We start from the raw sequence: 23,069 nt of genomic DNA, 5'->3' as shown, positions 1-23,069 counted from the left end.
TGGTGCTCATCAATAATTTCAAGGAATAAAACTTAAATATTATTATTATTAGGTGACATAAATACTAAACTTATTCGACTAATTTATGAGTATAAAAAATTGGAGGACAAATGGAGTTGACCAGCGGATGAATAGTAACATAATTTCGGAATGGTTTTACTTGTACAATAAAGATATATACCATTATTTAGTTTATTACATCGGGTCGAGTGATGTAGAAGATTTGGTGCAGGAAGTTTTTATTCGAGCGATTAAAGGTTTTGATACTTTTCAGCAAAAAGCAAGTCCTAAAACCTGGCTTTTTTCAATTGCGCGCCATGTTGGGATTGATGAAATGAGGAAAAGGAATCGGTTGAGAATGAAGCAAAGGAATTCGTTCCGGGATGAGCAATCGGATATGGAAACACCGGAGAATCTACTCCAACTCAATGAAAATAACAAATTGCTTTATCAAGCGATCCAATCACTAAAAGCAAATTATCGAGATGTAGTCATCCTTAGAGGGATTAAAGAACTCTCTGTATCTGAAACAGCCTCCATATTAAATTGGAATGAAAATAAAGTTCGAACTACCTATCATCGTGCGTTAAAGTCACTACAAAAAAGCATTGGAGGATTTTCTCATGAAAAAGAATGAGGAATTTTATGATTTAGAGCAAAAAATTCGATCATTACCAGAACCTGATTATGATAAAAAGTTTACTAAAGAAACACAAGATATCATCCATGAAAACCTAATCCAATTTGCCCGTTCTTATGATAAGAAGAAAAAGAGAACTGGAATAATGAAAAAGATTTCATTAGGTTTAGCAAGTATCGCTGCCTTTGTGTTATTCGCCATTCTTATAATCCCGACAATAAGTCTCGATTCAAATCAACAAGGGCAGCAAGGTAAAGGAGAACCTACAGTAGATAGCAACAATGATAATGAAGAAATAGATCAGAATGAATCTGAAGAAAACCTTTATGAAAACGCAGAATATGGATTTACCTTTACGTTACCCGAAAGTTGGGAGGGCTATCAGATTGTATCGGATTCGTGGGAAGGTATAGGTGCTGATCAACAACAAATGGAAAATGGTCAAATCCTTTTAATTAGACATCCTGCATGGACGGAGGAAAAACCAAGACAAGATATTCCGATTATGATTTTTACGATTAAACAATGGACCTCACTTGAAAAGGGGGAATTTCATATTGGTGCAGCACCGATTGGACCAACATTGCTAGCCCAAAATAATGAATATGTTTTCGCACTTCCAGCTAGATATAACTTTGCATTTCTAGAGGGCTATGAAGAAGTAGAAACCATTTTACAAAACAACCCGCTTCAACCGAAAAATGTAGTAAAGTAGCTTCTTTCGCAAAGATTTTTTCCAAACTTAACTTAAGCTGGATTATGTTAAAATGATAATACTAACTTGGAAAATGAGGGATTGTCTTGAATAAAATAAATAACATTTATTGCGTTGGTCGAAACTATGCTGCACATGCCAAAGAATTACAAAATGAAGTGCCGACTTCTCCCATGCTATTTTCCAAACCTACTCATGCTCTTATAGAAGCTGCTGGTCAGGAAATTTCACTCCCTAGTAACCGAGGATCTATTCATTTTGAAACCGAAGTTGTCATTCGAATAGCCAAACCATATGAAACGGGGATAAAAGTAGAGGATATAGTAGATAGTATTGCAATCGGCATTGATTTTACACTTAGGGATGTCCAGAGCGAACTCAAGAAAAAAGGACATCCTTGGCTATTAGCAAAAGGGTTTCCAAACTCAGCGATTGTCAGCAAATTTATTCCCTTTCCGGGGATAGAAGAAATGAAGCAGAATGATTTTTCCTTAATTAAAAATGAAGAAAAGGTGCAGCAAGGGAATATCACTAATATGATTTTTGATTTACAGACCATTATCGATTTCACAGCCCTAAACTTTGGTTTAGGAGAAGGGGATTTAATCTTTACGGGAACCCCTGAAGGTGTCGGTCCCGTTAACGACAACGATCATTTAACATTACTTTGGGGGAATTCCATACTTGGTGAATGTTTGATCAAATTTGATTAACTTGTCGAAAAGGTTCTTAGGAATTCCTAGGGCCTTTTTTCAGTCCTAAACCTTATTTTTTTCAATAAATTTAAGAATATCATCCAATGACTGATTACGTTTTCCCGAAGTAATTAGATTAAACAAATCTCCCTTCTCTAGTATCCTTTTCTTCAGGTTGAAAATTGTGAAGTCTGTCGGCTTTATGCCCGCTTCAACTTCTCCCCAAGTTAGAGGAGTAGCTACCGTTGGTTCTGATTTTGCTCTCGCCGAGTAAACCACTGGCATTGTCCTTCCTCGCCATAGCTGCAAGTAATCGAAATAAAGTTTTTTTCCTCTCTTGGAAACCACTCGTTCAAGAGTTACGTGCTGCGGCAATTTCTCACCAAAATACTGAGCAACAAAGGTATTAATCTTTCTGGTTTGTTCAAATGTATATTGGGGCAAAATCGGTACAAAAACTTGCATGCCAGAAGAACCTGATGTGCGAGGGACGGAAATCAAACCAAGCGATTCTAGAAGTTGCTTCAACTTTAGTGCAACCTCTAACACAAGATCAAAGCTATTATCATCAGGAGGATCTAAATCGAATACCATTTCCATCGGATAATCGGGTTTTTTATGGGTATCAAATGGAACGTGGAATTCAATTGCACCATAGTTCGCAGCCCAAACTAGTGTAGCCCGGTCATTTAATAATATTCTCTCCTTCTCCTTATAGAAAGTTTGGCTGACCCATTTTGGCGCAGTTTGAGGAACTGATCTTTTTTCAATCTTCTTACCAGATATACCCTGAGGATAAACCCATATCATTAATAATCGTTCTTTGGCATGCTGTATAAGATAAGATGAAACATCAAGCAAATACTGAATATAGTCCATCTTTGTAATGCCTTGATTTTCCCAAATAATTTTGTCTGGGTGTGTAATTTGAATGACATGACCATCAACCTCTATTACTTCCACATGAAAGACCTCCTGTTCTCCTCTATATTTTCAGTGGTTATCGTAAAAACTATGTATTATCTAATTATTGGGGTGATCAAACTGGATCCTATTTTTGCAATGGAGCCTGTTAGCAGTGATATTATTCCGACAGGGGAGGAATGGATTGCGCAGGTTAAATGGGATGGGGTTCGAATCCTTACCTATTCCGACACACACGAAGTACGGCTTTATAATCGAAAAAAGAATGAACGAACCATCCATTTTCCAGAGATTATACCCCTTCATGAATACTGTTCCAGCAATTCCGTAATTTTAGATGGAGAAGTCATTGCTTTAGGGGAAGATGGCAGACCCTCTTTCCAACAAGTAATGAGACGAGATGGGTTACGGAACTTAGAACGCATAAAAATGGCTGCAGAATCTGTTCCGATTATCTATATGATTTTCGATGTGATTTATTTGAATGGGGAGTGGATTGATAACAAGCCGTTTCAAGTTAGAAATGAACTACTTGCAGACATCATTACTCCTAACGATCATATTCAACTAGTTCCTTCTATCTCTGAAGCAGAAGCCTTATTCAAAGCCATTAAGGAACAAGGAATGGAAGGGATCGTAATGAAAAGGCTTAGTTCACATTATTCAATTGGAAAAAAGCGGGATGACTGGCTCAAGGTGAAAAATTATCGTGATATCATCGCCGTTATCGGAGGATTTACATTAGGGCATGATACCATAAATTCCATACTACTTGGTCTATATGATAATAAAGGGAACCTTCATTATGTAGGTCATACGGGGACCGGGAAAATGACAGTTGTTGACTGGAAAGAACTAACGAAAGAATTAAGGGAATTGGTAACAGACGAGCATCCTTTTCACAAGACACCTCAACGCCATGCGCATGCCACCTGGGTAACACCAGTAAAAACGGTTAAGATAAAATTCGCTGAGTGGACGGAAGGTGGAGCCATGAGGCAGCCAAGTATTGAAGGATTTATTGAGGTTCCTCCTAAAGAATGTTTGTTGGAAAGGTCCTAATATTATTAATTGAAACGGGAAAACTGCCGACGTGAATTCGACAGTTTTCTCCATGGATTATTAACGAAAGAACCTTCCGACAGTATCGGTAAAATCATCCCAGATACCATTTCTGTTTCGTCCATTTTGAATATCGTTTGTATAGTTGTTCATTTGGCTGTAAAAATCGTTATCGTAAGAAACATAAACATTGTGAATTTTTTTATCAGCTGCCCTTACTTGGTCAGCAATCCTTTGCTCAAGACGAGTTGATACTTCTTTATAGTTGGTACCACCTGTTCCATTGTTACCATTCATATTCGTACCATTATTACCGGTGTTTGTGTTTGTTCCAGTTATACGATCTGTCCCAGCACCTGTATTGTTTCCGGTTATCGCACCAGTCCCAGTATTCATGTTGGGACCTGTAGTGCCTGTATTCCCAGAGTTCGTATAGTTTCCTGTAAACCCGTTTCCTACGTTCGTGTTGTGTCCTGTAGTCCCGTTATTTCCAGTATTTGTGTTGGTTCCAGTAATCCCTGCATTACCAGTCCCGGTATTTTGGGTATTCCCAGCATTATTACCGTTTCTACCAATGTTATTCGTTGTACCTGTGCCAGTGCCGGCGCGATCCCCAGTAGTCCCGCCTTGCTGATTGTTTAATCGCACAGCCACATATGCGTCGTTATTACGGATGATTACATGGGCTTGATCCACTTCTTGTAAACGTGCTACATTGTTTGCGGCACGAGTTGAAACTCTTAAGTTTTGGTTCGAAACATTTCTTCCGGTAACACCATTGTTATCATTGTTTCTCATGTTGTTTCTAACGTTATTTACCCCTAAATTTGCACCGTTGTTATCACTGCCAGCATTTTGATTATCTCCACCACAACCAGTTAAGCCGATGAGAGTAGAGGTTAAAACGAAAGTAATTAAGCCTTTTTTCAAGTATTGTCAGCTCCTCAAAAAATTATCTTACACTTATATCGTGGCTTATCTGAGTGGAACTATTCGAGTACAAAATTGACAAAAAATAGCTTAAAAGGAAATCGGATATTTTATCTTCGTGAACAAAATGGACAAAATGGTTAAAAAGTTTTTAATGCTGTTTAAATGTATAATCTATAAAATATTCGAAAATTTTGTAAAATTAAGAAAACGTTTACAAGGGGGAATTGAAATGTTTTCTATGAAAAAAATATCAGCAGTTATGGTTGCAGGAGCATTGGCGTTAAGCCTTGGTGCATGCAGCACCAGTAATGAAACAGCAAGCCCAGGAAAGAAGGAAGAAACTACTGGCTATCCAACGAAAGCCATTACAGTTGTCGCGCCATCAGGGGCAGGTGGCGGATGGGATTTAACCGCTCGAGCGTTTACGAAAGTGCTGGGTGAAACGAAGATAGTTGATCAGCCTTTGACGGTAGAGAACAAGCCAGGTGGCGGCGGTGCTGTTTTTATGGCTGAATATGCTACCCAGCAAGTTGAAAATAATGACATGCTCTTTGTCAATTCACCACCGATTGTGATTAACAATCTGAAAAAAGAAGGAAACAGTCCATATGGCTACAAAAATACAACACCATTGGCGCAGCTGACAAAAGATTTCGGTGCAATCGTTGTTAAGGCAGATTCGAAATTTACAGACTTAAAGTCAGTTTTGGAAGAGGTAAAGAAAGATCCTAGTAAATTAACGTTTGCAGGTGGATCGGCACCAGGTTCCATGGACCATTTAATTTCCATTCTCCCTGCTTACAAATATGGGGTGGACCCAACAAAAGTTAAATACGTTTCCTATGATGGCGGCGGTGAAGCAATTACGGCACTACTCGGTGGTAACGCAGATGTCATTGGTACTGATGCCTCAAGTGTTAAAGAATTTTTAAAGGCGGGCAAGGTGCGCGTGTTGGCGATTACCTCAACTGAGCGTTTAACGGGTGATTTTAAGGATGTTCCAACGGCAACAGAGCAGGGTGTAGATGCAGAGTTTACGATTTGGCGCGGGGTGTTTGGTCCGGAAAAAATGTCTAAGGAAGCCAAAACATATTGGGAACAAGCAATTGATAAGCTCGTTAACTCTCCTGAATGGAAAAAAGAAGTTGAGACGCAAGGCTGGGAATTGGAGTATAAAAACAGTTCTGATTTCAAAAAGTTTTTAGAAGAGCAAGAAAGCCAAGTCCAACAATTATTAACAGCATTAGGAATGCAAAAGTAAAACATGAGGGAAGGAGTTAACTTTCTCCTTCCTCTATTTTTTCTGATGGGGGGATTAGGAATGGTATTAAAATTCGATTACATTGCATCAACATTGTTTCTTGCCGTAGGTGTTCTATTTATTATTGGGAGCAAGAATCTTGAAAGCTCGTCCTATGGAAGTGCAGTTGGGCCTGATATATTTCCATTAATTCTTGGAAGCGCACTCGTTTTATTAAGTATCCGTTTATTTTATGAAACATTCGTCACGAAGAATCAACAGGGGACGAAGGAAAAGTTACAGTACAAGCCTTTCTTAATCATTTTTGTTGCTACATTCGTTTATATATTGACGTTGGAAACGATCGGGTATGTAATCACTACCTTTCTATTTTTATTCGTTTGCTTTCAAACGATGGAACGTTCGAAAGTGATTCAATCCCTTATCATATCAGCTTGTTTTTCAGGACTTGTATATTTTTTATATGTAGAGGTTTTAAAAGGTACACTGCCAGACTGGCCAATTTGGTTTTAAGCGAGATAGAAAGGAGGACTCAAAATGAGTACACTAGATTATTTATTTCAGGGATTCGGAACGGCACTTATTTGGTATAATATCCTCTTTGCCTTTGTTGGGGTCTTAATTGGGACCGCTGTCGGTGTGCTTCCGGGGATTGGACCGATGAGCGGCGTTGCCCTTCTCATTCCAGTAACGGCTTCCATTACGGGAGGACTCCCACCAGAAAATGCAGCAACCAGCGCGATTATTCTGCTCGCCGGAGTCTATTATGGAGCAATGTATGGCGGATCAACCACTTCCATTCTATTAAATACTCCAGGAGAATCCTCCTCGGTCGTTACGACATTGGACGGTTATCAGATGGCGAAAAAAGGAAGAGCAGGAAGTGCCTTATCCATTTCGGCGATCGGTTCTTTTGTGGCGGGGATTATAACCCTTGTAGCACTGATTGCCTTAGCAAAACCATTGTCAACAGTAGCACTTAAATTTGGGCCAGCCGAATATTTTTCCTTAATGCTATTAGGACTGGGGGCTGTCAGTGGATTAGCTGGTAAATCGGTAACAAAAGCTTTAATTATGACAGTTTTCGGTTTATTACTTGGGACAATTGGAATCGACAATGTATCTGGTATTGCTAGATTTACCTTTAATGTTCCATGGTTATATCAGGGAATCGAGTTTTTAACGATTGCAGTAGGATTGTTTGCAGTTGGTGAGGTTTTTAAAACCATTTTGGAAAAAGAAGAGGAAGATACCGAAATAGCAAAGATTAATAATTTACTTCCATCTAAAGCTGAGCTAAAAGAATCCGCGGGACCAATTGCTCGCGGTTCGCTCTTAGGCTTCTTTGTCGGCATACTACCAGGTGCTGGGGCAACACTAGCTTCCTTCTTTTCCTATATTCTTGAAAAAAAGATTTCAAAAACACCTTCCAAGTTTGGAACAGGAACCATTGCAGGTGTTGCGGCACCAGAATCGGCGAATAACGCGGCATCAGGCGGGGCGATGATCCCATTATTAACATTAGGTATACCAGGTTCAGGTACTACGGCTATATTAATGGGGGCATTGATGATGTATAACGTCCAGCCGGGGCCGTTATTATTTGAAGACCATCCTCAAGTCGCGTGGGGACTGATTGCCAGCATGTTTATCGGGAACATTATGCTCTTAATTTTAAATCTCCCACTTGTCAAAGTGTTTGCGAAAATTATTCAAACACCAAAGCAATTCTTGATTCCTATGATTATTGCTATCTCGATTTTTGGGGTCTATGCAGTTCAAGTATCAACTTACGATCTCTTACTTTTATTAGGATGTGGACTTCTTGGCTATTTTTTAAGCAAGAACGATTATCCAATCGCCCCTCTCGTTCTTGGACTGGTGTTAGGGCCAATGGTAGAAAATAATTTACGAAGGGCTTTAACGATTTCAAATGGGGATTTCAGTGTATTCTTTACACGACCAATTTCACTCGTCTTTCTTATCATTACCTTCCTTTGGTTATTAATCCCATTCCTGATGAAGAGAAGAGGGAAAGATGTAATTATTAATATTGAAGGTTAAATTTTTATAATAATGCGAAAACTCCTTTATTTAAGGAGTTTTTTTAATATAATATAAATGAGGTGATTGCGTGCGGTTACATTCGAAATTAATGCTAGTCATTCTTCTTCTAATTATCTCAATCGGAGTTATTTTTGAGGTAACTTTTAAAAATATAATGGAAACCAATCTTAAACATGAAATAGGCTCTAAAGCCTTATCTGTTGCTCAATCGATTGCAAATATGCCAGATATCAGGGAGGCATTTCAAGCGGAAAATCCTGCGGCGGCTATCCAGCCAATCGCAGAAAGTATTCGTAAACAGGTTGGGGCAGAATTTATTGTTATCGGGAATAGGAATGAAATTCGATATTCGCATCCCAATCCGAAGCGACTAGGACAAAAAATGGTTGGGGGAGATAATGGTCTTGTTTTTAAAGGAGAATCTGTCATCTCAGAATCTACCGGGACACTAGGTCCGTCTCTACGGGGTAAAGCACCCATCTTTAGCCAGGGAGAAGTGATTGGCGTTGTTTCAGTTGGTTATCTACAGACGGATATTGAAAAGGAAGTTTCGGTGATACAGAAAAAAATCTTTTTTGCTACACTGCTTATTTTAGTAGGAGGACTACTAGCAGCTTTACTCATTTCTTTAAATATCAAAAAGGCAATGTTTGGACTAGAACCGAAAGAAATTGCCTGGATGTACCAAGAAAAACATGCGATATTAGAGTCTATTCATGAAGGAATTATTGCAATCGATACCGATGGGCGAATCACTGTAGTGAATGAAACCGCTCATAAAATTTTGAAAGTTCCAAATGAGATTCTGCTTCGTGGAAAAAGAATTGAAGAGGTTTTAGAAAATACGAATCTCCTAGAGGTGGTTCGAAAAGGTCAGGCGGAATATGATAAAGAAATTATCATCTTTGGGGATGTATTTTTGGCAAATCGGATTCCGATTTTTAATAAGAAAGGTGTTGTGATTGGGGCAGTCGCGAGTTTGCGTAATAAGTCAGAGTTAGCCCAGTTACTGCAAGAATTATCTCATGTAAAAGCATATGCAGAAGGATTACGTGCACAAACCCACGAATACTCTAATCGTCTCTATACCCTGCTAGGCTTGATTCAGCTTGGCTCATATAAAGAAGCCATTGATTTTATCTCAAAAGAAGTGGATGTCACTCAGGGATTCATTCAATTTTTAATGAAGGAAATACCTGATCCTATTATTGCAGGTTTTATATTAGGAAAGGTAAGTCTAGCGAGCGAATTGAAAGTTGATTTTTCAATAGATAGAGAGAGTAGCTTTAAAGATATCCCATATGAAATCAGCAGAGATTCATTAGTAACCATTATTGGCAACCTTGTCAACAATGCTTTTGAAGCAGTCAGGGAGAATGAAAAAGAAGAGAAAAAAGTCGCACTGTTCCTAACCGACCTTGGTAAGGAGTTGATTATTGAGGTAGAAGATAACGGGAAGGGGATAGATATTAAAAATAATGAACAGGTTTTTAAAGAAGGCTATACAACAAAGAATACGAAGAGTAATGCAGGTCTTGGGCTTAGTCTAGTTCAAAAGGCAATTAAGGGCTTAGGTGGATATGTCACATTTTCATCAAATATTGGGGAAGGAACGATTTTTACTGTGGCGATACCAAAAAGCAGGGGGAATGTGTATGAAGGGGAAAAGAGATATTGAAGTTTTAATTGTCGAGGATGACTTAAGGATAGCAGAAATACAAAAGAGGTTTCTTGAACAAATCGAAGGCTTTCAAACGGTTGGCATAGCAGCCAGTTATCTGGAGGCGAAAACCCTATTGGATATTTTGAAGCCGGACTTACTTTTGTTAGATGTCTATTTTCCCGATATGAACGGAATTGATTTACTAAAAGAAACAAAACAACAATCGAAACAAATGGATGTTATTATGATTACAGCCACAAAAGAAATTAATAGAGTTCAAGAGGCTATTAGTATAGGCGTGTTTGATTATATTATTAAACCGGTAGTTTTTGACCGATTTAGGCAATCCCTACTTCGATATAAGGAGTACTATGGAAATTTTTTGCAGTTAGGAAAAGATAATACACATGTGACTCAGCAGCAGGTGGACAAGCTATTGCGGAAAGTAGCGGATGGTGCTGGAAATGAAAAGTCTTACCTTCCGAAAGGAATCGATCCTCTAACATTAGAAAAAGTAATGGAGGTTCTCGGGAAGGTTGAATATGGACTAACAGCTGAGAGTGTTGCGAAAGAAATAGGTGTAAGCAGAACAACCGCTAGAAGATACCTTGAACATTTAGTTTATAATGAAAGTATAGAGGCCGATTTATCTTACGGAACTGTCGGTCGACCAGAACGTGTCTATATGGTTTTAAGCAAAGCAACTAAGAATTAAGAGATTTTTTACTAGGAGGTTTTCTGCCTGAGAACAATAAAAGTTTCCCTACAAACAAAAATATTCGGGCTGGTTCTCTCACTAGGTTTATTGTTAATCATCCTAATGTCAGGATTTTATAGTTATATGGAAAGTAAACAAATTGAGGAGAATAAGGGAAGGCTGGCATTGGAATTATCGAAAACCGTCTCATTTATGCCGACTATTATCGATGCTTTCCAATCGAGCGACCCTTCTAAAACGATACAGCCGATAGCAGAGAAAATACGAAAAGAAACAGGTGCGGAATTTGTAGTCATTGGAAATAGAGATGGTATACGATATTCGCATCCTTTGAAAACAAAAATCGGGCTAAAAATGACAGGTGGAGATAATGAAAGAGCACTTGTTCAAGGTGAGTATTATATCTCGAAGGCAGAGGGTACGCTAGGGCCATCTATTAGAGGGAAATCCCCTATTTTTAATCATCAGGGGGAGATTATCGGTATCGTTTCAGTAGGATATCTACTTGAAGATGTCAAGCAGCAAATCATAAATAATCTTAGAAGAGTGCTCATTGTTTCTTTCATTGCCCTTTTGATTTCACTTTTAGGTAGTGTTTTACTCGGACGCAATATCCGCAGGGATACGATGGGACTTGAGCCGTACGAAATCGCTTCTCAATATAAAGAGAAAAACGCTGTCCTGCATGCGGTAAAAGAAGGCATCTTAGCAATTGATAAAGAAGGCTACATTACGATGATGAATCAGCAGGCAAAACGGCTTCTACATCTTCAGGGAACAGTCAGAAATATGAAAGTGGATGGGTTATTTCCCTCTAATTATTTGTATGAGGTATTACGAACGGGAAACTCTCAATCGGATAAAGAGATGGTCTGGAATGATAAAACGATTATCGTTAATAGTACTCCGATTGTTGATGAAAATGGTATTAAGGGGGTTGTTGCTTCCTTTCGTGACAAAACAGAAATAGAGCAAATGCTAAATACTATATCTGAAGTAAAAAGATATTCGGAAGATCTTCGTGCCCAAACGCATGAATTTACCAATAAATTATATGTGTTATTGGGTCTGCTTCAACTTGGTGAATATAACGAGGCAATAAATATGATCCAAAGCGAAACCCAAACACTGCAATTTCAGAATTCAGTCGTTTTTAACCAGATCAAAGATCCCAAAGTGCAGGCAATCCTTTTAGGGAAATTAGGAAAAGCATCAGAAAAGAAAATACAGTTTGAGATTATTTCAGACAGCTATTTGGATTGTTTACCGTCCCATATTAAACTCTCAAACTTGATCGTAATCCTTGGAAACTTAATAGATAATGCCTTTGAAGCCGTCTTAGAATGTGAGATGCCCATGGTTACGTTTTTCGCTACAGATATCGGTCGAGATATTATATTTGAGATTTCAGACAATGGGAAGGGAATAAGTCCAGTAGAATTTCCTCTTCTTTTTGAAAGAGGGTATACCTCGAAAAAAAGCAGTGAACCGCGAGGATTTGGATTATCTAATGCTGAAGAATCAGTATTGGAATTGAATGGAATTATCGAGGTGCAAAGCAACCTAGAAAATGGAACTGTTTTTACAGTTTATCTACCAAAGAATTTGCAAGGGGATGGGAATTTTGGATAAGATAAAAGCGGCTATAGCGGAAGATGATTTTCGAATAGCGGATATACATGAGAAATTTTTAGATAAGTTTAAGGAAATAGACGTGATTGGAAAATCATTGAATGGTGAGCAGACTTTGCAATTATTAGAGCAGAAAACCCCTGACTTACTGCTTCTAGATGTATATATGCCGGATATGCTAGGTTCTGAGTTACTCCCCACTATCCGGGAGAATTTCCCCAAAGTCAGTATTATAATGATCACAGCAGCAACTGATAAAGTTTTCCTTGAAAAAGCTCTGAGGTATGGAGTTGAGAATTACTTAATCAAACCTGTTAGCAGGGAAAGATTCGATGAAGTGATACAGGAATTTATTAAAAAACACTCGCTTCTTTCGGCTTCCCAAGAAGTAAATCAGAATTATGTAGACCTTCTATTTCGTAAAGGAAAAAGTGAAGATTCAGCAAAGAGTATCGGATTGCCAAAAGGAATTGATGAAATCACGCTTGGAAAAGTTAAGGCTGTATTCAACGGTAGAAGAGAAGGTCTTTCCGCAGAAGATGTTGGTAAGGAAATTGGTGCATCAAGGATAACTGCACGAAGGTATTTGGAATATCTCTCCTCCATACAGGAAGTAAGGACAGAAGTAGTTTATGGAATTGTTGGAAGGCCGGAAAAGAAATATTATCCAATAAAGTGAGGGGGCAAACATTTGCCTCCTTTTCCTATGAACAAAATGAACAAAAACTATTTAATTTACGTTAATAACTTTATTTTGGTAACGTTTTCACATCTGAATATTTCGATTATATTTAATTTACTAACAAAAGAGGTGAGGACGATGCTTGCAATATTAGGGTTTTTGATGATTATCACTTTTATGATTTTAATTATGACTAAACGCCTTCCTGCTATGATTGCGCTTATAGTGATTCCAGTGGTTTTTGCATTACTTGGCGGATTTGGTAAGGAAATGGGGCCAATGGCGCTCGAAGGGATAAAAAGTGTTGCCCCAACAGGAATTATGATCCTGTTTGCTATACTCTTTTTCGGTATCATGATTGATGCAGGAGTATTTGATCCGATTATTTCGACTATCTTAAAAGTTGTAAAGGGCGATCCAGTTAAAATAGCCATCGGAACCGCCGTTCTTGCACTATTAATATCCCTTGACGGGGATGGAACTACTACATACATGATTACGATTTCTGCCATGTTACCTTTGTATAAACGTATTGGTATGAAACCGTTAATTCTTGCTGGAATCGCTGTATCGGCTTCAGGTGTCATGAACCTTCTTCCATGGGGTGGACCAACTGCTAGAGCAATGACGGCATTACATCTTGAGATGTCGGATGTTTTTACGCCGGTCATACCTAGCATGGCGGGTGGAATAATATTCGTATTGTTCATGGCCTATTTCCTAGGGAGAAAAGAGCGGAAACGAGTTGGCATCCTGCAGATTGATTACAATACGATGGCGATGACGGCTGCTACATCAGAAGATGCCTACCTAAAACGTCCTAAGTTAATTCTTATTAACTATTTAATTACAATTACTCTATTAGTTGCACTAATCAACGAGGTGTTGCCAACAACTGTATTATTTATGCTTGGATTTGCTTTGGCGATCACGATCAATTATCCAAAATTAAGTGATCAAAAAGAACGAATTGCAAATTATGCAGATAATGCGTTATCGGTAGTTTCTATGGTTTTTGCTGCAGGTATTTTTACTGGTATCTTAACGGGTACAAAAATGGTCGATTCTATGGCAAACTCCATGATTTCATATATTCCAGATGTACTTGGTTCCCATTTTGCACTTATTACCGCGATAATCAGTGCCCCTTTAACATTCTTTATGTCAAATGATGCCTTTTACTATGGTGTTTTGCCATTGCTTGCCAAAGCAGCAAGTGTTTATGGAATTGATCCTGAGTTCCTAGCACGAGCATCACTATTGGGGCAGCCTGTCCATTTATTAAGCCCGCTTGTACCTTCAACATACTTATTAGTCGGTATGGTGGGAGAAGATTTTGGGGACTTACAGCGCGCATTCCTTAAATGGGCATGTGGTTCAACTCTTGTTATGATGGCCGTTGCAATACTATTGTCAATTATTCCTTTTTAACTAGATTTAGAACAAAGGAAAATCGATAGGGGATGAATGTTAATGTGGATAATCACAGTCTATTCAAAGGGAAACAATATTTCAATGTTCGAATTTAATTCTGAACAAGAAGCAAGAGAAGCCTTTAAAAATGTTTCAGGTTGTAAAATTCTTTCAGAGGTTATTTATTTTAACGATCAGGTAGTATAAGTAGTAGGAAAATGCAATTTATTATTTATTAATAAACTGCATTTTTCCTTTTTTTCATTAGAGAGAGAAGGTAAGTTTTATGACTATTTTGTTTCATATATTACTAGATATTATTTTTCCGATATTCGTGTTAGTAGGGGCAGGGGCTTTATTGCAGCGTTTGATTAGGCTTGACTTATCGACACTGTCAACATTGACGGTGTATTTTTTGTTGCCTGCCGTTTGCTTTGTCAATATATATGAGAGCAATATGTCTAGCAAGTTAATTAGCCGTACATTATTATTTTTAATGCTTTTTAATATTCTCCTTATTCTAACCAGCATGGTTATTGCAAAAGTGAATGGGTTTGACCGTAAACTGGCAGCTACCTTTAAAAATAGTATGGTTTTGAGCAATTCAGGAAATTATGGTCTCCCAGTAAGTGAACTAGTTTTCGCTGCTAATCCAGGTGGGATGTCAATACAGATTATTGTTTCTATTTTTCAAAATCTCCTAACTTTCACATATGGTTTTTTCAACAGTGTCTCTGCAGAGAGCAGCGGTAGTGATATCTTACGTAAAATTATGCGTCTCCCGGTTATATACGCTTTATTATTGGCTATATTTTTGAAATGGCTCCATATTGAAATTCCTGAATTTTTGTGGAAGCCAATTGAAAATTCCTCAAATGCGTTTTTGGCGGTTGCACTTGTCACACTTGGAGCTCAAGTAGCATTTTTAAAGATTACGCGAATTTCTAAGCCAATTGTTTGGATTGTAATCGGCAGACTGATTATTTCTCCACTCATTGGGTTGTTAGTTATAAATATTCTTGGATTAACAGACATTACTGCTCAGGCACTTTTTATCGCCAGCTCATTTCCTTCCTCAAGAAATAGTGCTTTACTGGCTCTGGAGTATGATAATTACCCAGAATATGCTTCGCAAGCGGTCCTATTGACTACCATCTTAAGCGGTATTACTGTTACGGTTGTGGTTTATCTATCAAAAATCCTTTTTTAGATTATATATTTTTTATTTAACCGTACGATGACTTTCACTCGTACGGTTTTTACTTTTTAATAAATGTAAATTTTTCTTCTCTATTAAATTTTTAAAAAGGAATAAATCTTTCACCAAGTTTTCACCAACCTCTACTAAACTAAATCCATCGAGTACAAAAGGAGGAGAAAAAAGAAAGCTACTGTTTCCTTCCAAACGGATACTATTTTACGGGGTGTTGCACGGGCTGAGGAACGGATTTTATTAATGGAAGCTGAGGTACAAGCAGGCAGCCAATTTGCCAATCCTTTGGTGCAGCATGATGTAGCTTACCGTAACTATGTAAATGAGGAAGAATTGAATCGAGAGTTAGAAAAACTAAAGGGTGAAAAAGTGAGTCTAGTTTAACCAGGCAAGAAAGAGACAAAAAAACAGTATTAAAGGAACAAAAATAACAGCCTCTATTCACAAATAGAGGCTGTTATTCTTTGTTTAAAGTAGATACAATTTTTAACATTTTGTTCATAATTTGGTAACAATTGTTGGACATCCTATCATCGTAATACCAAACTAGTTTTAGGAGGAATATTCAAGATGAGAAAGATGTACATGTCATTTGCCATTGCCTTATTGTTTGGACTTTTCGGTTCCGTACAGACTTATGGAGCAGCAGAGGAAAAATCAGAAGTACACGGTCGTGTTCATCATTTCAAGCACAATCCTGAGTTAATTAAAAAGCAGGCTGAATCGCTGGGAATTAAAACAGAAGGAAAAGACACTGAAACCATTGCAAAAGAAGTTAGGGAAACCATCGTTAAACAAAAGGCTAAAGAACTGGAGATCGACACCAATGGTAAAGATCTTGATGCATTAGCGAAGGAAGTATGGGAAACCGAAATAAAAAAGGAAGCTAAAGAATTGGGAATCGCTACGGAAGGCAAAGATCTACATAATCTAGCTAGGGAAGTCCGTGAGACCCAAATTAAAAAAGATGCAAAAAAGCTGGGGATTTCTACTGATAATAAAGATCTCCACACAATAGCACACGAAGTCTGGGAAAAAAGGATATTCCAAGCTGCAGAGAAATTAGGAATAGAAACAAAAAATAAGTCCTCTGACGAGCTTTTTAAAGAAATCATGACAAACCACGCAGATAAGGCGAAGGAGCTAAATCTTTTTCCACATAAAGGAGGAAAGATGCATTTCTTTAACAAGTCAATAGAAAATTAGGTCGATGGAGAATAGGGTAGCTATGCGCTATCCTATTTTTCTATGTTTAAGCCTCTTATGAAGGACAAATGTTGTAGTAGCCTTTAAGGATTAGTCCATCATACCCCTTATGAAGGACTAATGTATTAGTAGCCTTCAAGGATTAGTCCATCATACCCCTTATAAAGGACAAATGTGTTAGTAGTCTTCAAGGATTAGTCCCTCATACCTTTTATGAAGTTTTAAAAAAATTGCACCGTCAAAATATTTGCGCTAAAGGTTCTAAGTCTATTACAGTATTATTAATATTTTATTCCCTATTCTGACAAAATAGAAAGCTTGTATTCTGCTGTTTAACAAAAAGTCATCAATCAGACCGAAAGCAGCAACAGTAATAATTCCGATAAGGTCATTGCACAGCAAACATCAGCAACGAATCTATCAGACACTTCAGGTTCGATGGCAGATATGGATCTTTCCTATATTGAACGGGTTTAGAAAGGATTTCATCTTGTCATGAACGGAAATCAGGGAACCGCAGTTTCGACCTTTAAAGGGGCTACCTACAATCCAGCCGGTAAAACCGGTACTGCTCAAGTTTCGGATGGAAATGGTGGCTACAACTATAATTTAACATTAGTGGGCTATGCTCCGTTTGAAAATCCAGAGGTAGCCATTTCGGTTGTTGTACCAAATGTGAAAAACGATAGTAGTGGAATCAATAAGTCTATTGGCAAAAGAATCCTTGATGTTTATTTTCAGAATAAGTGATTGATAGAATACTTTTTAAAATAAGGAAAATATTTAGAAATATAACAAAAAGCTTCAAACTTTTTAGACAGAGTTTTGAAGCTTTTTTCGTTCTATCGAATATTTGCATAAAGTAGGGGCTAGTCCAATCAAAAATCATTAGAATTTAATATTATTTAGAATAACATGAAATTTTTGTGAGGCGTTGAACTAAATGAAAAAAGCTATAATTACCGGTATTACCGGGCAGGATGGATCCTATTTAGCTGAGCTTCTTCTCAATAAAGGCTACGAAGTTCATGGTATTGTTCGACGAAACAGTTCCATGAACACGGAAAGAATTGATCATTTATTGCAATATCAATCTGATGAAAAGCAAAGATTATTTCTCCACTTTGGAGATTTGAGTGATTCAAGCAGTATAAGTAAATTAATTTACACTATACAACCATCTGAATTTTATAATCTCGGAGCCCAGAGTCATGTAGGTGTTTCATTTGATATGCCGGAATTCACATCAGATGTTAATGGATTAGGCACCTTGCGTATACTAGAGTGCATTAGACAAGTAAATCCGAACATTAGATTTTATCAAGCCTCATCAAGTGAATTATATGGCATGGTTAGAGAAACCCCTCAAAATGAAAACACAGCTTTTTATCCGAGGAGTCCCTATGCAGTAGCAAAGCTTTATGCTTACTGGATAACGGTGAACTATAGGGAAGCGTATGGTTTGTTCGCCTGCAACGGAATCCTTTTTAATCATGAATCTCCAAGAAGAGGCGAAACCTTTGTTACGAGAAAAATTACTACTGGTATCGCCAATATTTTAAGTGGAAAACAGAAAAAACTCGTTTTAGGAAATTTAAATGCTAAAAGGGACTGGGGTTTTGCGGGTGATTATGTGGAAGCAATGTGGTTAATGCTTCAACAAGATAAACCTGACGACTATGTGATAGCAACCGGAGAGACACATTCTGTTAGGGAATTTTGTGAGCATGCTTTCAGATATGCTGGTATTAATTTGATTTGGACAGGTGAAGGTTTAGATGAGAAAGGTATTAATGCAGACACTGGTAAGGAATTGATATCGATTAGCAGCGAGTACTTTAGACCGAGTGAGGTTGATTTACTGTTAGGGGATCCATCTAAAGCGAAAATCAAACTAGGCTGGGAACAGAAGGTTTCCTTTGAACAGCTCGTTGAAATGATGGTTGATAGTGATAAGAAGGGTGGTTAATCAACTAATTTTTATTAGCAAAGGTGTTGACTGTAATGGAAAAGAATAGCCGTATATATGTAGCAGGGCATAATGGACTTGTCGGTTCTGCCATAGTCAGAAGTCTTCACAGAAAAGGATACAAAAATATTATCGGTAAAGCCCATAAAGAACTTGACCTAACGAATCAGGCGGCAGTTGAAGACTTTTTTAGAGAAGAGACAATTGAATATGTATTTCTTGCAGCAGCCAAAGTTGGGGGGATAGGAGCAAACAATGCGTATCCTGCAGACTTTATTATGGATAATCTACTCATAGAGTGTAATGTGATTAAAAGCGCATTTAACCATAAAGTAAAGAAGCTGTTGTTTTTGGGCAGCTCGTGTATTTATCCTAAAATGTGTCCTCAGCCGATCAAAGAAGAATATCTACTGACAGGACCGCTGGAACCGACAAATGAGGCTTACGCTCTTGCGAAAATATCAGGGCTCAAAATGTGCAGCTATTATAAAGAACAGTATGGCATGAATTTTATCAGTGCCATGCCTACAAACCTTTATGGCCCTAATGACAAATTCGATTCAAAGGATTCACATGTGATTCCTGCAATCATCTCCAAAATGGAGGCTGCTAAACAATTAAATAAACCGATTGTTCAATTGTGGGGGACAGGCACCCCTCTTAGAGAATTTTTATATGTAGATGATATGGCAGAGGCGTGCGTATATCTGATGGAAAACTATGATGGTGTTGAACATATTAATATTGGCACTGGTCGAGAAATCAGTATTCAAAATCTTGCAGAGTTAATTAAGAGAATAGTTGGTTACAAAGGTGAGATTTTGTTCGACCCGAGTATGCCAGATGGAACACCTAGAAAATTATTGGATATATCTAAAATAAAAAAATTAGGATGGAGACCAAAAATTAGCTTAGAAGAAGGGCTCAAAATTACTTATGACTCGTACATTAATAATCAAAAATGATAGTGACCATTTACAATAAACAAAAAGGAGTGTGTTAATTGGAAAAATATGCTGTTATTATGGCAGGAGGTTCTGGCACAAGGCTGTGGCCATTCTCTAGGGAAAGTAAACCTAAGCAGTTCATTAGTGTTGATGGCAACAAGTCCTTTCTTGCTCAAACCATTGATCGTATATGTGATGTGATTCCAGCAGAAAAATGCTTTGTTATTACAAATAAAGATTATCTTAATCTTACAAAAGATGCTGTTAAGGATTTAATTCCTATTTCAAATATCATCATTGAGCCCTTAAAAAAAAATACTGCAGCATGCATCGCCTACGCAACTTTATATTTAGAAAAAATGTATGGCAAAGGCGCAGTATGTTTTATCCCAGCTGATAGCTACGTTAAGAATAATATAGACTATCAAAATGCCATTAAACAGGCATATCAGCAAGTTGAAAGCAGTGAGAAAATAATAATAATCGGTGTTAAACCATCTTATCCATCCACAGGGTTTGGATATATTCAAGTAGACTCCGAAGTTCAAAAAGGGATATCAAAAGTTGTTCAATTTAAGGAGAAACCGAATTTAGAAACTGCAAAAGAATATATCAAAACAGAAAAATATTTATGGAATAGTGGTATTGTTGCAGGACAATTACATGTATTAATAGATGGGATCCAACAGCTTATGCCCGAACATTATGAAAGAATATCTGAAGCACTAACGTATAAAGATACTGCTCAATATCCTTCTAGTATTGAAAACGCCTATAGCCTCTTAGAAGATATTTCCTTTGACTATGCATTTCTAGAAAAAAGTACTAACTTACATGCAGTGAAAGGTGATTTCGGTTGGTATGATATAGGAAGCTTGGAGGCTATTTCCATTTTGGTAGGAACAGATGAACATAATAATTCTATCTTTGGAAGACATTTAGGCCTAGATACTGAAAATTCCACTATCTATAGTCTCGATAGTCTAATAACCACGATAGGGATTAGTGATATGATTATAGTCGAGATCGATGGAATCATTATTGTTTGTCCGAAAGAAAGGGCCCAGGACGTAAAATCTCTTGTTGGAATGCTTAAGAAAAATGGATTTGAAAAATATTTATAAATCATGAAGAGGACTAAAAAAAATATTCCTTTTTCTGCTTAATATGAGGACGAACTAACTGACCCACAGAATATGAAAAGGAGAATGGTGAGTTACTTGACAAAATATAAAAAAACAAAAAAACTCAAACCTATTTTAGTTGCAACTTCTATTGGACCAAATAGGATAGAAATACAAAAAAGTGCCATAAATACATGGTTGAATGCAGGTTTGAATGTCGTTTCTTTGAATACCAAAGAAGAAGTAGACATACTTAAACCATATTTCCCCGATATCCAGTTCCATGTAGTCGATAGAAGTGCTAAAGAAAAATACGGAAAACCATATATTTATATCTATGATTTTATGAAATATCTAAAAAGTACAGATTATAAGGTTGTTGGAATAATTAATTCTGATATCCACTTTAAGGATGTAAAGCAGGGTATCGTAAACATTATTTACGAAGAAGCATTGGACAGTCTTGTTTATGGACATCGAATGGATGTCAACGATATTAATGATTCCTATGGCACTCTTAGTAATGGTGTTGACTATTTCTTTTTTGATAAAAATTTAACTCATATTTATCAAGATGATGGACTCTGTATGGGACGACCCGCTTGGGATTGGTGGATGGTATGTGTTCCAGCATCAAAAAATAAAACAACAAAACGAATATTAAATCCAATTGGATATCATGTAACCCATCCTCAACAATGGAATCAAAAGCTTAATCAATATCTTATTGAAAGCATTGTTAAGGAAAAGTATCTAAAAAAAATGTATCCCGGTTTAGATACTTATGAATTAAATAATAAAATGTGGGAGATAGTTATTTCAAATAGTGGTTTCATAATTAATTTATAAATTCCATCTACATTTTATCCTAAACGAGCAGAGCTGTAGCAAATATTATAAACAAGTCCACTCTCCTATCCACAATCCACATAGTTAACTTCTTTCCTCTTCTCTTTCAATCGCTAAAAATCCTTGTATTTTTCCAACCAGAAGGGCCAATTCAAATGGATTTATCACCTGAAATTAGGAAAGATTACCTAAATTAAAACCGCAGAAAAAAAGTAAGAAAAAGCAGATCCAATTATAGATTATTATTTTCAGAATAAGTAAAAGAATGAAAGAGCTGCTCAGAAAAAATAGTGCAGCTCTTAACCATGTGTATTGCAGTTAATATTTTGAATAAATTGCAGAAAATTGATGGTTATTTATCTTTTTATTTTTACAAAAGGGATATCTTTTTTTATGTAAGGTAAATTTAATAAAGGATATAAAAGGTTTCAGATAAGAACTATCCATTTCTAAAAATAAGGAAACAAGCTTAACGGAGGAAAAGCAATGAAAAAAAAAGTAACTATAATAGGCGGAGCCGGGACCATTGGGACGATTTTATACAAAGGGCTTCGTGACAAATACGAAATTGTCATCCTTGATAAGAATGTTTCTGAACAGTCAGAGGAGTTTGTAATGGTGGATGCAACGAATTTTGAAACGCTGTTGCACAGCATTCCAAATGATTCGGATGCCCTTATTAATTTACTCACTATTAAAACAGAAAATGATTTAAAGGATGTCCAGAACTTTCATAATATGACTAATATTCATTTTATATCATCCTTCTATGTGTTGCACGCAGCAATTACATTAGGAATACCCAAAGTAGTCTATGCCAGCAGCAATCATACTACCGATTACTATGAGAAAAACGGGTTTTCATCTTTAGGAAGAGAAATCAATACGAGTGATTTTCCACATTCTTGTGGACTCTACGGGGTATTAAAATTCGCCTCTGAAAATATTGGTCAATTATTGGCTCGACAGACAGACAATTTTTCAATCATTAATTTGCGGATTGGAAGTGTTCATGAGGATGAGCAAAATGCCGTGAGAGAGAATGATCGTCTTCGTCGAACTATATTAACCCATGAAGATACAGTGCAGCTTTTTGATTTAGCACTTCAGTCAACTGTTAGGTATGGGACCTATTATGGTGTTTCTGACAATCCAAGTAAACCATGGTCTACGGAAAATGCCATGAGAGAGCTAGGGTTTGTTTCAAAGGTTAATTCAGAGGAAGTTCTAAAACAGACATACAGAAATTGAAATATGTTAACGTTAACAATTTGTATTTACAATGTTTTTCAGATTTGTTAGACTGAAAACAAAGGTCTTTGTTAACGTTAACATTTTAAAATGGGATGGTGTAAA

At 37.1% G+C, this 23,069-nt stretch carries 23 protein-coding genes and 1 pseudogene; 22 read left to right on the top strand and 2 right to left on the bottom strand.

Annotation, left to right across the window (positions count from 1 at the left end):
- Window positions 1-127: 127 nt before the first annotated feature.
- The 3 genes from QFZ31_RS10220 (at window position 128) to QFZ31_RS10210 (ending at window position 2,068) form a co-directional block, all read left to right on the top strand.
- Window positions 128-637, top strand: a complete 510-nt coding sequence (locus QFZ31_RS10220; RefSeq protein WP_307302877.1) for an RNA polymerase sigma factor — start codon at window positions 128-130, stop codon at window positions 635-637.
- Entirely contained in the window at window positions 624-1,355 is a 732-nt protein-coding gene (locus QFZ31_RS10215) for a hypothetical protein (protein WP_307302876.1), read from the top strand. Before QFZ31_RS10220 ends, QFZ31_RS10215 begins: the two co-directional genes overlap by 14 nt.
- 86 nt (window positions 1,356-1,441) lie before the next feature.
- Window positions 1,442-2,068, top strand: a complete 627-nt coding sequence (locus QFZ31_RS10210; protein WP_307302875.1) for a fumarylacetoacetate hydrolase family protein — start codon at window positions 1,442-1,444, stop codon at window positions 2,066-2,068.
- Between the two features lie 45 nt (window positions 2,069-2,113).
- Here QFZ31_RS10210 and ligD read toward each other — a convergent pair whose 3' ends face one another.
- On the bottom strand, window positions 2,114-3,013 hold the full coding sequence (gene ligD / locus QFZ31_RS10205) for a non-homologous end-joining DNA ligase (RefSeq protein ID WP_307302874.1): 900 nt from the start codon (window positions 3,011-3,013) through the stop codon (window positions 2,114-2,116).
- A gap of 51 nt (window positions 3,014-3,064) precedes the next feature.
- Between ligD and QFZ31_RS10200 the strand changes: the two genes are divergently transcribed.
- Window positions 3,065-4,036 (top strand): ATP-dependent DNA ligase, encoded by a 972-nt coding sequence (locus tag QFZ31_RS10200; protein ID WP_307302873.1) that lies wholly within the window; start codon window positions 3,065-3,067, stop codon window positions 4,034-4,036.
- 60 nt (window positions 4,037-4,096) lie between these two features.
- Here QFZ31_RS10200 and QFZ31_RS10195 read toward each other — a convergent pair whose 3' ends face one another.
- Window positions 4,097-4,966 carry a YhcN/YlaJ family sporulation lipoprotein gene (locus QFZ31_RS10195; RefSeq protein WP_307302872.1) on the bottom strand — a complete coding sequence of 290 codons (870 nt, stop codon included), beginning with the start codon at window positions 4,964-4,966 and terminating at the stop codon, window positions 4,097-4,099.
- Between the two features lie 232 nt (window positions 4,967-5,198).
- Here QFZ31_RS10195 and QFZ31_RS10190 point away from each other — a divergent pair, with 232 nt between their 5' ends.
- The 18 genes and pseudogenes from QFZ31_RS10190 (at window position 5,199) to QFZ31_RS10105 (ending at window position 22,964) form a co-directional block, all read left to right on the top strand.
- Window positions 5,199-6,230 carry a Bug family tripartite tricarboxylate transporter substrate binding protein gene (locus QFZ31_RS10190; protein ID WP_307302871.1) on the top strand — a complete coding sequence of 344 codons (1,032 nt, stop codon included), beginning with the start codon at window positions 5,199-5,201 and terminating at the stop codon, window positions 6,228-6,230.
- Window positions 6,231-6,290: 60 nt separating this feature from the next.
- The gene (locus tag QFZ31_RS10185) at window positions 6,291-6,743 is read left to right on the top strand and encodes a tripartite tricarboxylate transporter TctB family protein (RefSeq protein ID WP_307302870.1); all 453 of its coding nucleotides are present in this window, start codon (window positions 6,291-6,293) and stop codon (window positions 6,741-6,743) included.
- 24 nt (window positions 6,744-6,767) lie between these two features.
- Complete coding sequence (locus QFZ31_RS10180) at window positions 6,768-8,294, top strand: tripartite tricarboxylate transporter permease (RefSeq protein WP_307302869.1); 1,527 nt, start codon at window positions 6,768-6,770, stop codon at window positions 8,292-8,294.
- A 70-nt stretch (window positions 8,295-8,364) separates the two neighbouring features.
- Entirely contained in the window at window positions 8,365-9,975 is a 1,611-nt protein-coding gene (locus QFZ31_RS10175; RefSeq protein WP_307302868.1) for a sensor histidine kinase, read from the top strand.
- Window positions 9,953-10,675 carry a response regulator gene (locus QFZ31_RS10170; protein ID WP_307302867.1) on the top strand — a complete coding sequence of 241 codons (723 nt, stop codon included), beginning with the start codon at window positions 9,953-9,955 and terminating at the stop codon, window positions 10,673-10,675. Before QFZ31_RS10175 ends, QFZ31_RS10170 begins: the two co-directional genes overlap by 23 nt.
- A gap of 27 nt (window positions 10,676-10,702) precedes the next feature.
- Window positions 10,703-12,310, top strand: coding sequence for a sensor histidine kinase (locus tag QFZ31_RS10165; RefSeq protein ID WP_307311490.1), 1,608 nt, complete (start codon window positions 10,703-10,705; stop codon window positions 12,308-12,310).
- Window positions 12,303-12,989: a response regulator gene (locus tag QFZ31_RS10160; RefSeq protein ID WP_179599456.1), complete on the top strand. Its 687-nt coding sequence runs from the start codon at window positions 12,303-12,305 to the stop codon at window positions 12,987-12,989. The genes QFZ31_RS10165 and QFZ31_RS10160 overlap by 8 nt, the downstream gene beginning before the upstream one ends.
- A gap of 27 nt (window positions 12,990-13,016) precedes the next feature.
- Complete coding sequence (locus tag QFZ31_RS10155; RefSeq protein ID WP_373459912.1) at window positions 13,017-14,423, top strand: CitMHS family transporter; 1,407 nt, start codon at window positions 13,017-13,019, stop codon at window positions 14,421-14,423.
- A gap of 42 nt (window positions 14,424-14,465) precedes the next feature.
- A complete protein-coding gene (locus tag QFZ31_RS10150; RefSeq protein ID WP_307302865.1) occupies window positions 14,466-14,612 on the top strand; it encodes a hypothetical protein in 147 nt (48 codons plus the stop codon).
- Between the two features lie 79 nt (window positions 14,613-14,691).
- Window positions 14,692-15,615: an AEC family transporter gene (locus tag QFZ31_RS10145; protein WP_307302864.1), complete on the top strand. Its 924-nt coding sequence runs from the start codon at window positions 14,692-14,694 to the stop codon at window positions 15,613-15,615.
- 246 nt (window positions 15,616-15,861) lie between these two features.
- Window positions 15,862-16,002, top strand: coding sequence for a hypothetical protein (locus QFZ31_RS10140; RefSeq protein ID WP_307302863.1), 141 nt, complete (start codon window positions 15,862-15,864; stop codon window positions 16,000-16,002).
- Between the two features lie 186 nt (window positions 16,003-16,188).
- Window positions 16,189-16,824, top strand: a complete 636-nt coding sequence (locus QFZ31_RS10135; RefSeq protein WP_307302862.1) for a hypothetical protein — start codon at window positions 16,189-16,191, stop codon at window positions 16,822-16,824.
- A 444-nt stretch (window positions 16,825-17,268) separates the two neighbouring features.
- Window positions 17,269-17,574 (top strand): annotated as a pseudogene (locus tag QFZ31_RS10130) (penicillin-binding transpeptidase domain-containing protein); the annotation flags it as partial.
- Window positions 17,575-17,767: 193 nt separating this feature from the next.
- A complete protein-coding gene (gene gmd, locus QFZ31_RS10125; protein ID WP_307302861.1) occupies window positions 17,768-18,793 on the top strand; it encodes a GDP-mannose 4,6-dehydratase in 1,026 nt (341 codons plus the stop codon).
- A gap of 35 nt (window positions 18,794-18,828) precedes the next feature.
- Window positions 18,829-19,758 (top strand): GDP-L-fucose synthase family protein, encoded by a 930-nt coding sequence (locus tag QFZ31_RS10120; RefSeq protein WP_307302860.1) that lies wholly within the window; start codon window positions 18,829-18,831, stop codon window positions 19,756-19,758.
- Window positions 19,759-19,796: 38 nt separating this feature from the next.
- Window positions 19,797-20,864, top strand: a complete 1,068-nt coding sequence (locus QFZ31_RS10115; protein ID WP_307302859.1) for a mannose-1-phosphate guanylyltransferase — start codon at window positions 19,797-19,799, stop codon at window positions 20,862-20,864.
- 96 nt (window positions 20,865-20,960) lie between these two features.
- Window positions 20,961-21,713, top strand: a complete 753-nt coding sequence (locus QFZ31_RS10110; protein WP_307302858.1) for a hypothetical protein — start codon at window positions 20,961-20,963, stop codon at window positions 21,711-21,713.
- A gap of 486 nt (window positions 21,714-22,199) precedes the next feature.
- Entirely contained in the window at window positions 22,200-22,964 is a 765-nt protein-coding gene (locus QFZ31_RS10105) for an NAD-dependent epimerase/dehydratase family protein (protein WP_307302857.1), read from the top strand.
- Window positions 22,965-23,069: the final 105 nt, after the last annotated feature.

The sequence above is a fragment of the Neobacillus niacini genome (assembly GCF_030817595.1).
GTDB lineage: Bacteria > Bacillota > Bacilli > Bacillales > Cytobacillaceae > Neobacillus > Neobacillus niacini_G.
This window is presented reverse-complemented; position numbering and strand designations above follow the sequence as displayed.

Coding starts and splice junctions, on each gene's coding strand:
- QFZ31_RS10170 (WP_307302867.1), top strand. CDS start 9,953: ATGAAGGGGAAAAGAGATATTGAAGTTTTAATTGTCGAGGATGACTTA.
- QFZ31_RS10190 (WP_307302871.1), top strand. CDS start 5,199: ATGTTTTCTATGAAAAAAATATCAGCAGTTATGGTTGCAGGAGCATTG.
- QFZ31_RS10120 (WP_307302860.1), top strand. CDS start 18,829: ATGGAAAAGAATAGCCGTATATATGTAGCAGGGCATAATGGACTTGTC.
- QFZ31_RS10180 (WP_307302869.1), top strand. CDS start 6,768: ATGAGTACACTAGATTATTTATTTCAGGGATTCGGAACGGCACTTATT.
- QFZ31_RS10220 (WP_307302877.1), top strand. CDS start 128: ATGAATAGTAACATAATTTCGGAATGGTTTTACTTGTACAATAAAGAT.
- QFZ31_RS10150 (WP_307302865.1), top strand. CDS start 14,466: ATGTGGATAATCACAGTCTATTCAAAGGGAAACAATATTTCAATGTTC.
- QFZ31_RS10215 (WP_307302876.1), top strand. CDS start 624: ATGAAAAAGAATGAGGAATTTTATGATTTAGAGCAAAAAATTCGATCA.
- QFZ31_RS10155 (WP_373459912.1), top strand. CDS start 13,017: ATGAACAAAATGAACAAAAACTATTTAATTTACGTTAATAACTTTATT.
- QFZ31_RS10105 (WP_307302857.1), top strand. CDS start 22,200: ATGAAAAAAAAAGTAACTATAATAGGCGGAGCCGGGACCATTGGGACG.
- gmd (WP_307302861.1), top strand. CDS start 17,768: ATGAAAAAAGCTATAATTACCGGTATTACCGGGCAGGATGGATCCTAT.
- QFZ31_RS10200 (WP_307302873.1), top strand. CDS start 3,065: ATGTATTATCTAATTATTGGGGTGATCAAACTGGATCCTATTTTTGCA.
- QFZ31_RS10140 (WP_307302863.1), top strand. CDS start 15,862: ATGGAAGCTGAGGTACAAGCAGGCAGCCAATTTGCCAATCCTTTGGTG.
- QFZ31_RS10145 (WP_307302864.1), top strand. CDS start 14,692: ATGACTATTTTGTTTCATATATTACTAGATATTATTTTTCCGATATTC.
- QFZ31_RS10185 (WP_307302870.1), top strand. CDS start 6,291: ATGGTATTAAAATTCGATTACATTGCATCAACATTGTTTCTTGCCGTA.
- QFZ31_RS10135 (WP_307302862.1), top strand. CDS start 16,189: ATGAGAAAGATGTACATGTCATTTGCCATTGCCTTATTGTTTGGACTT.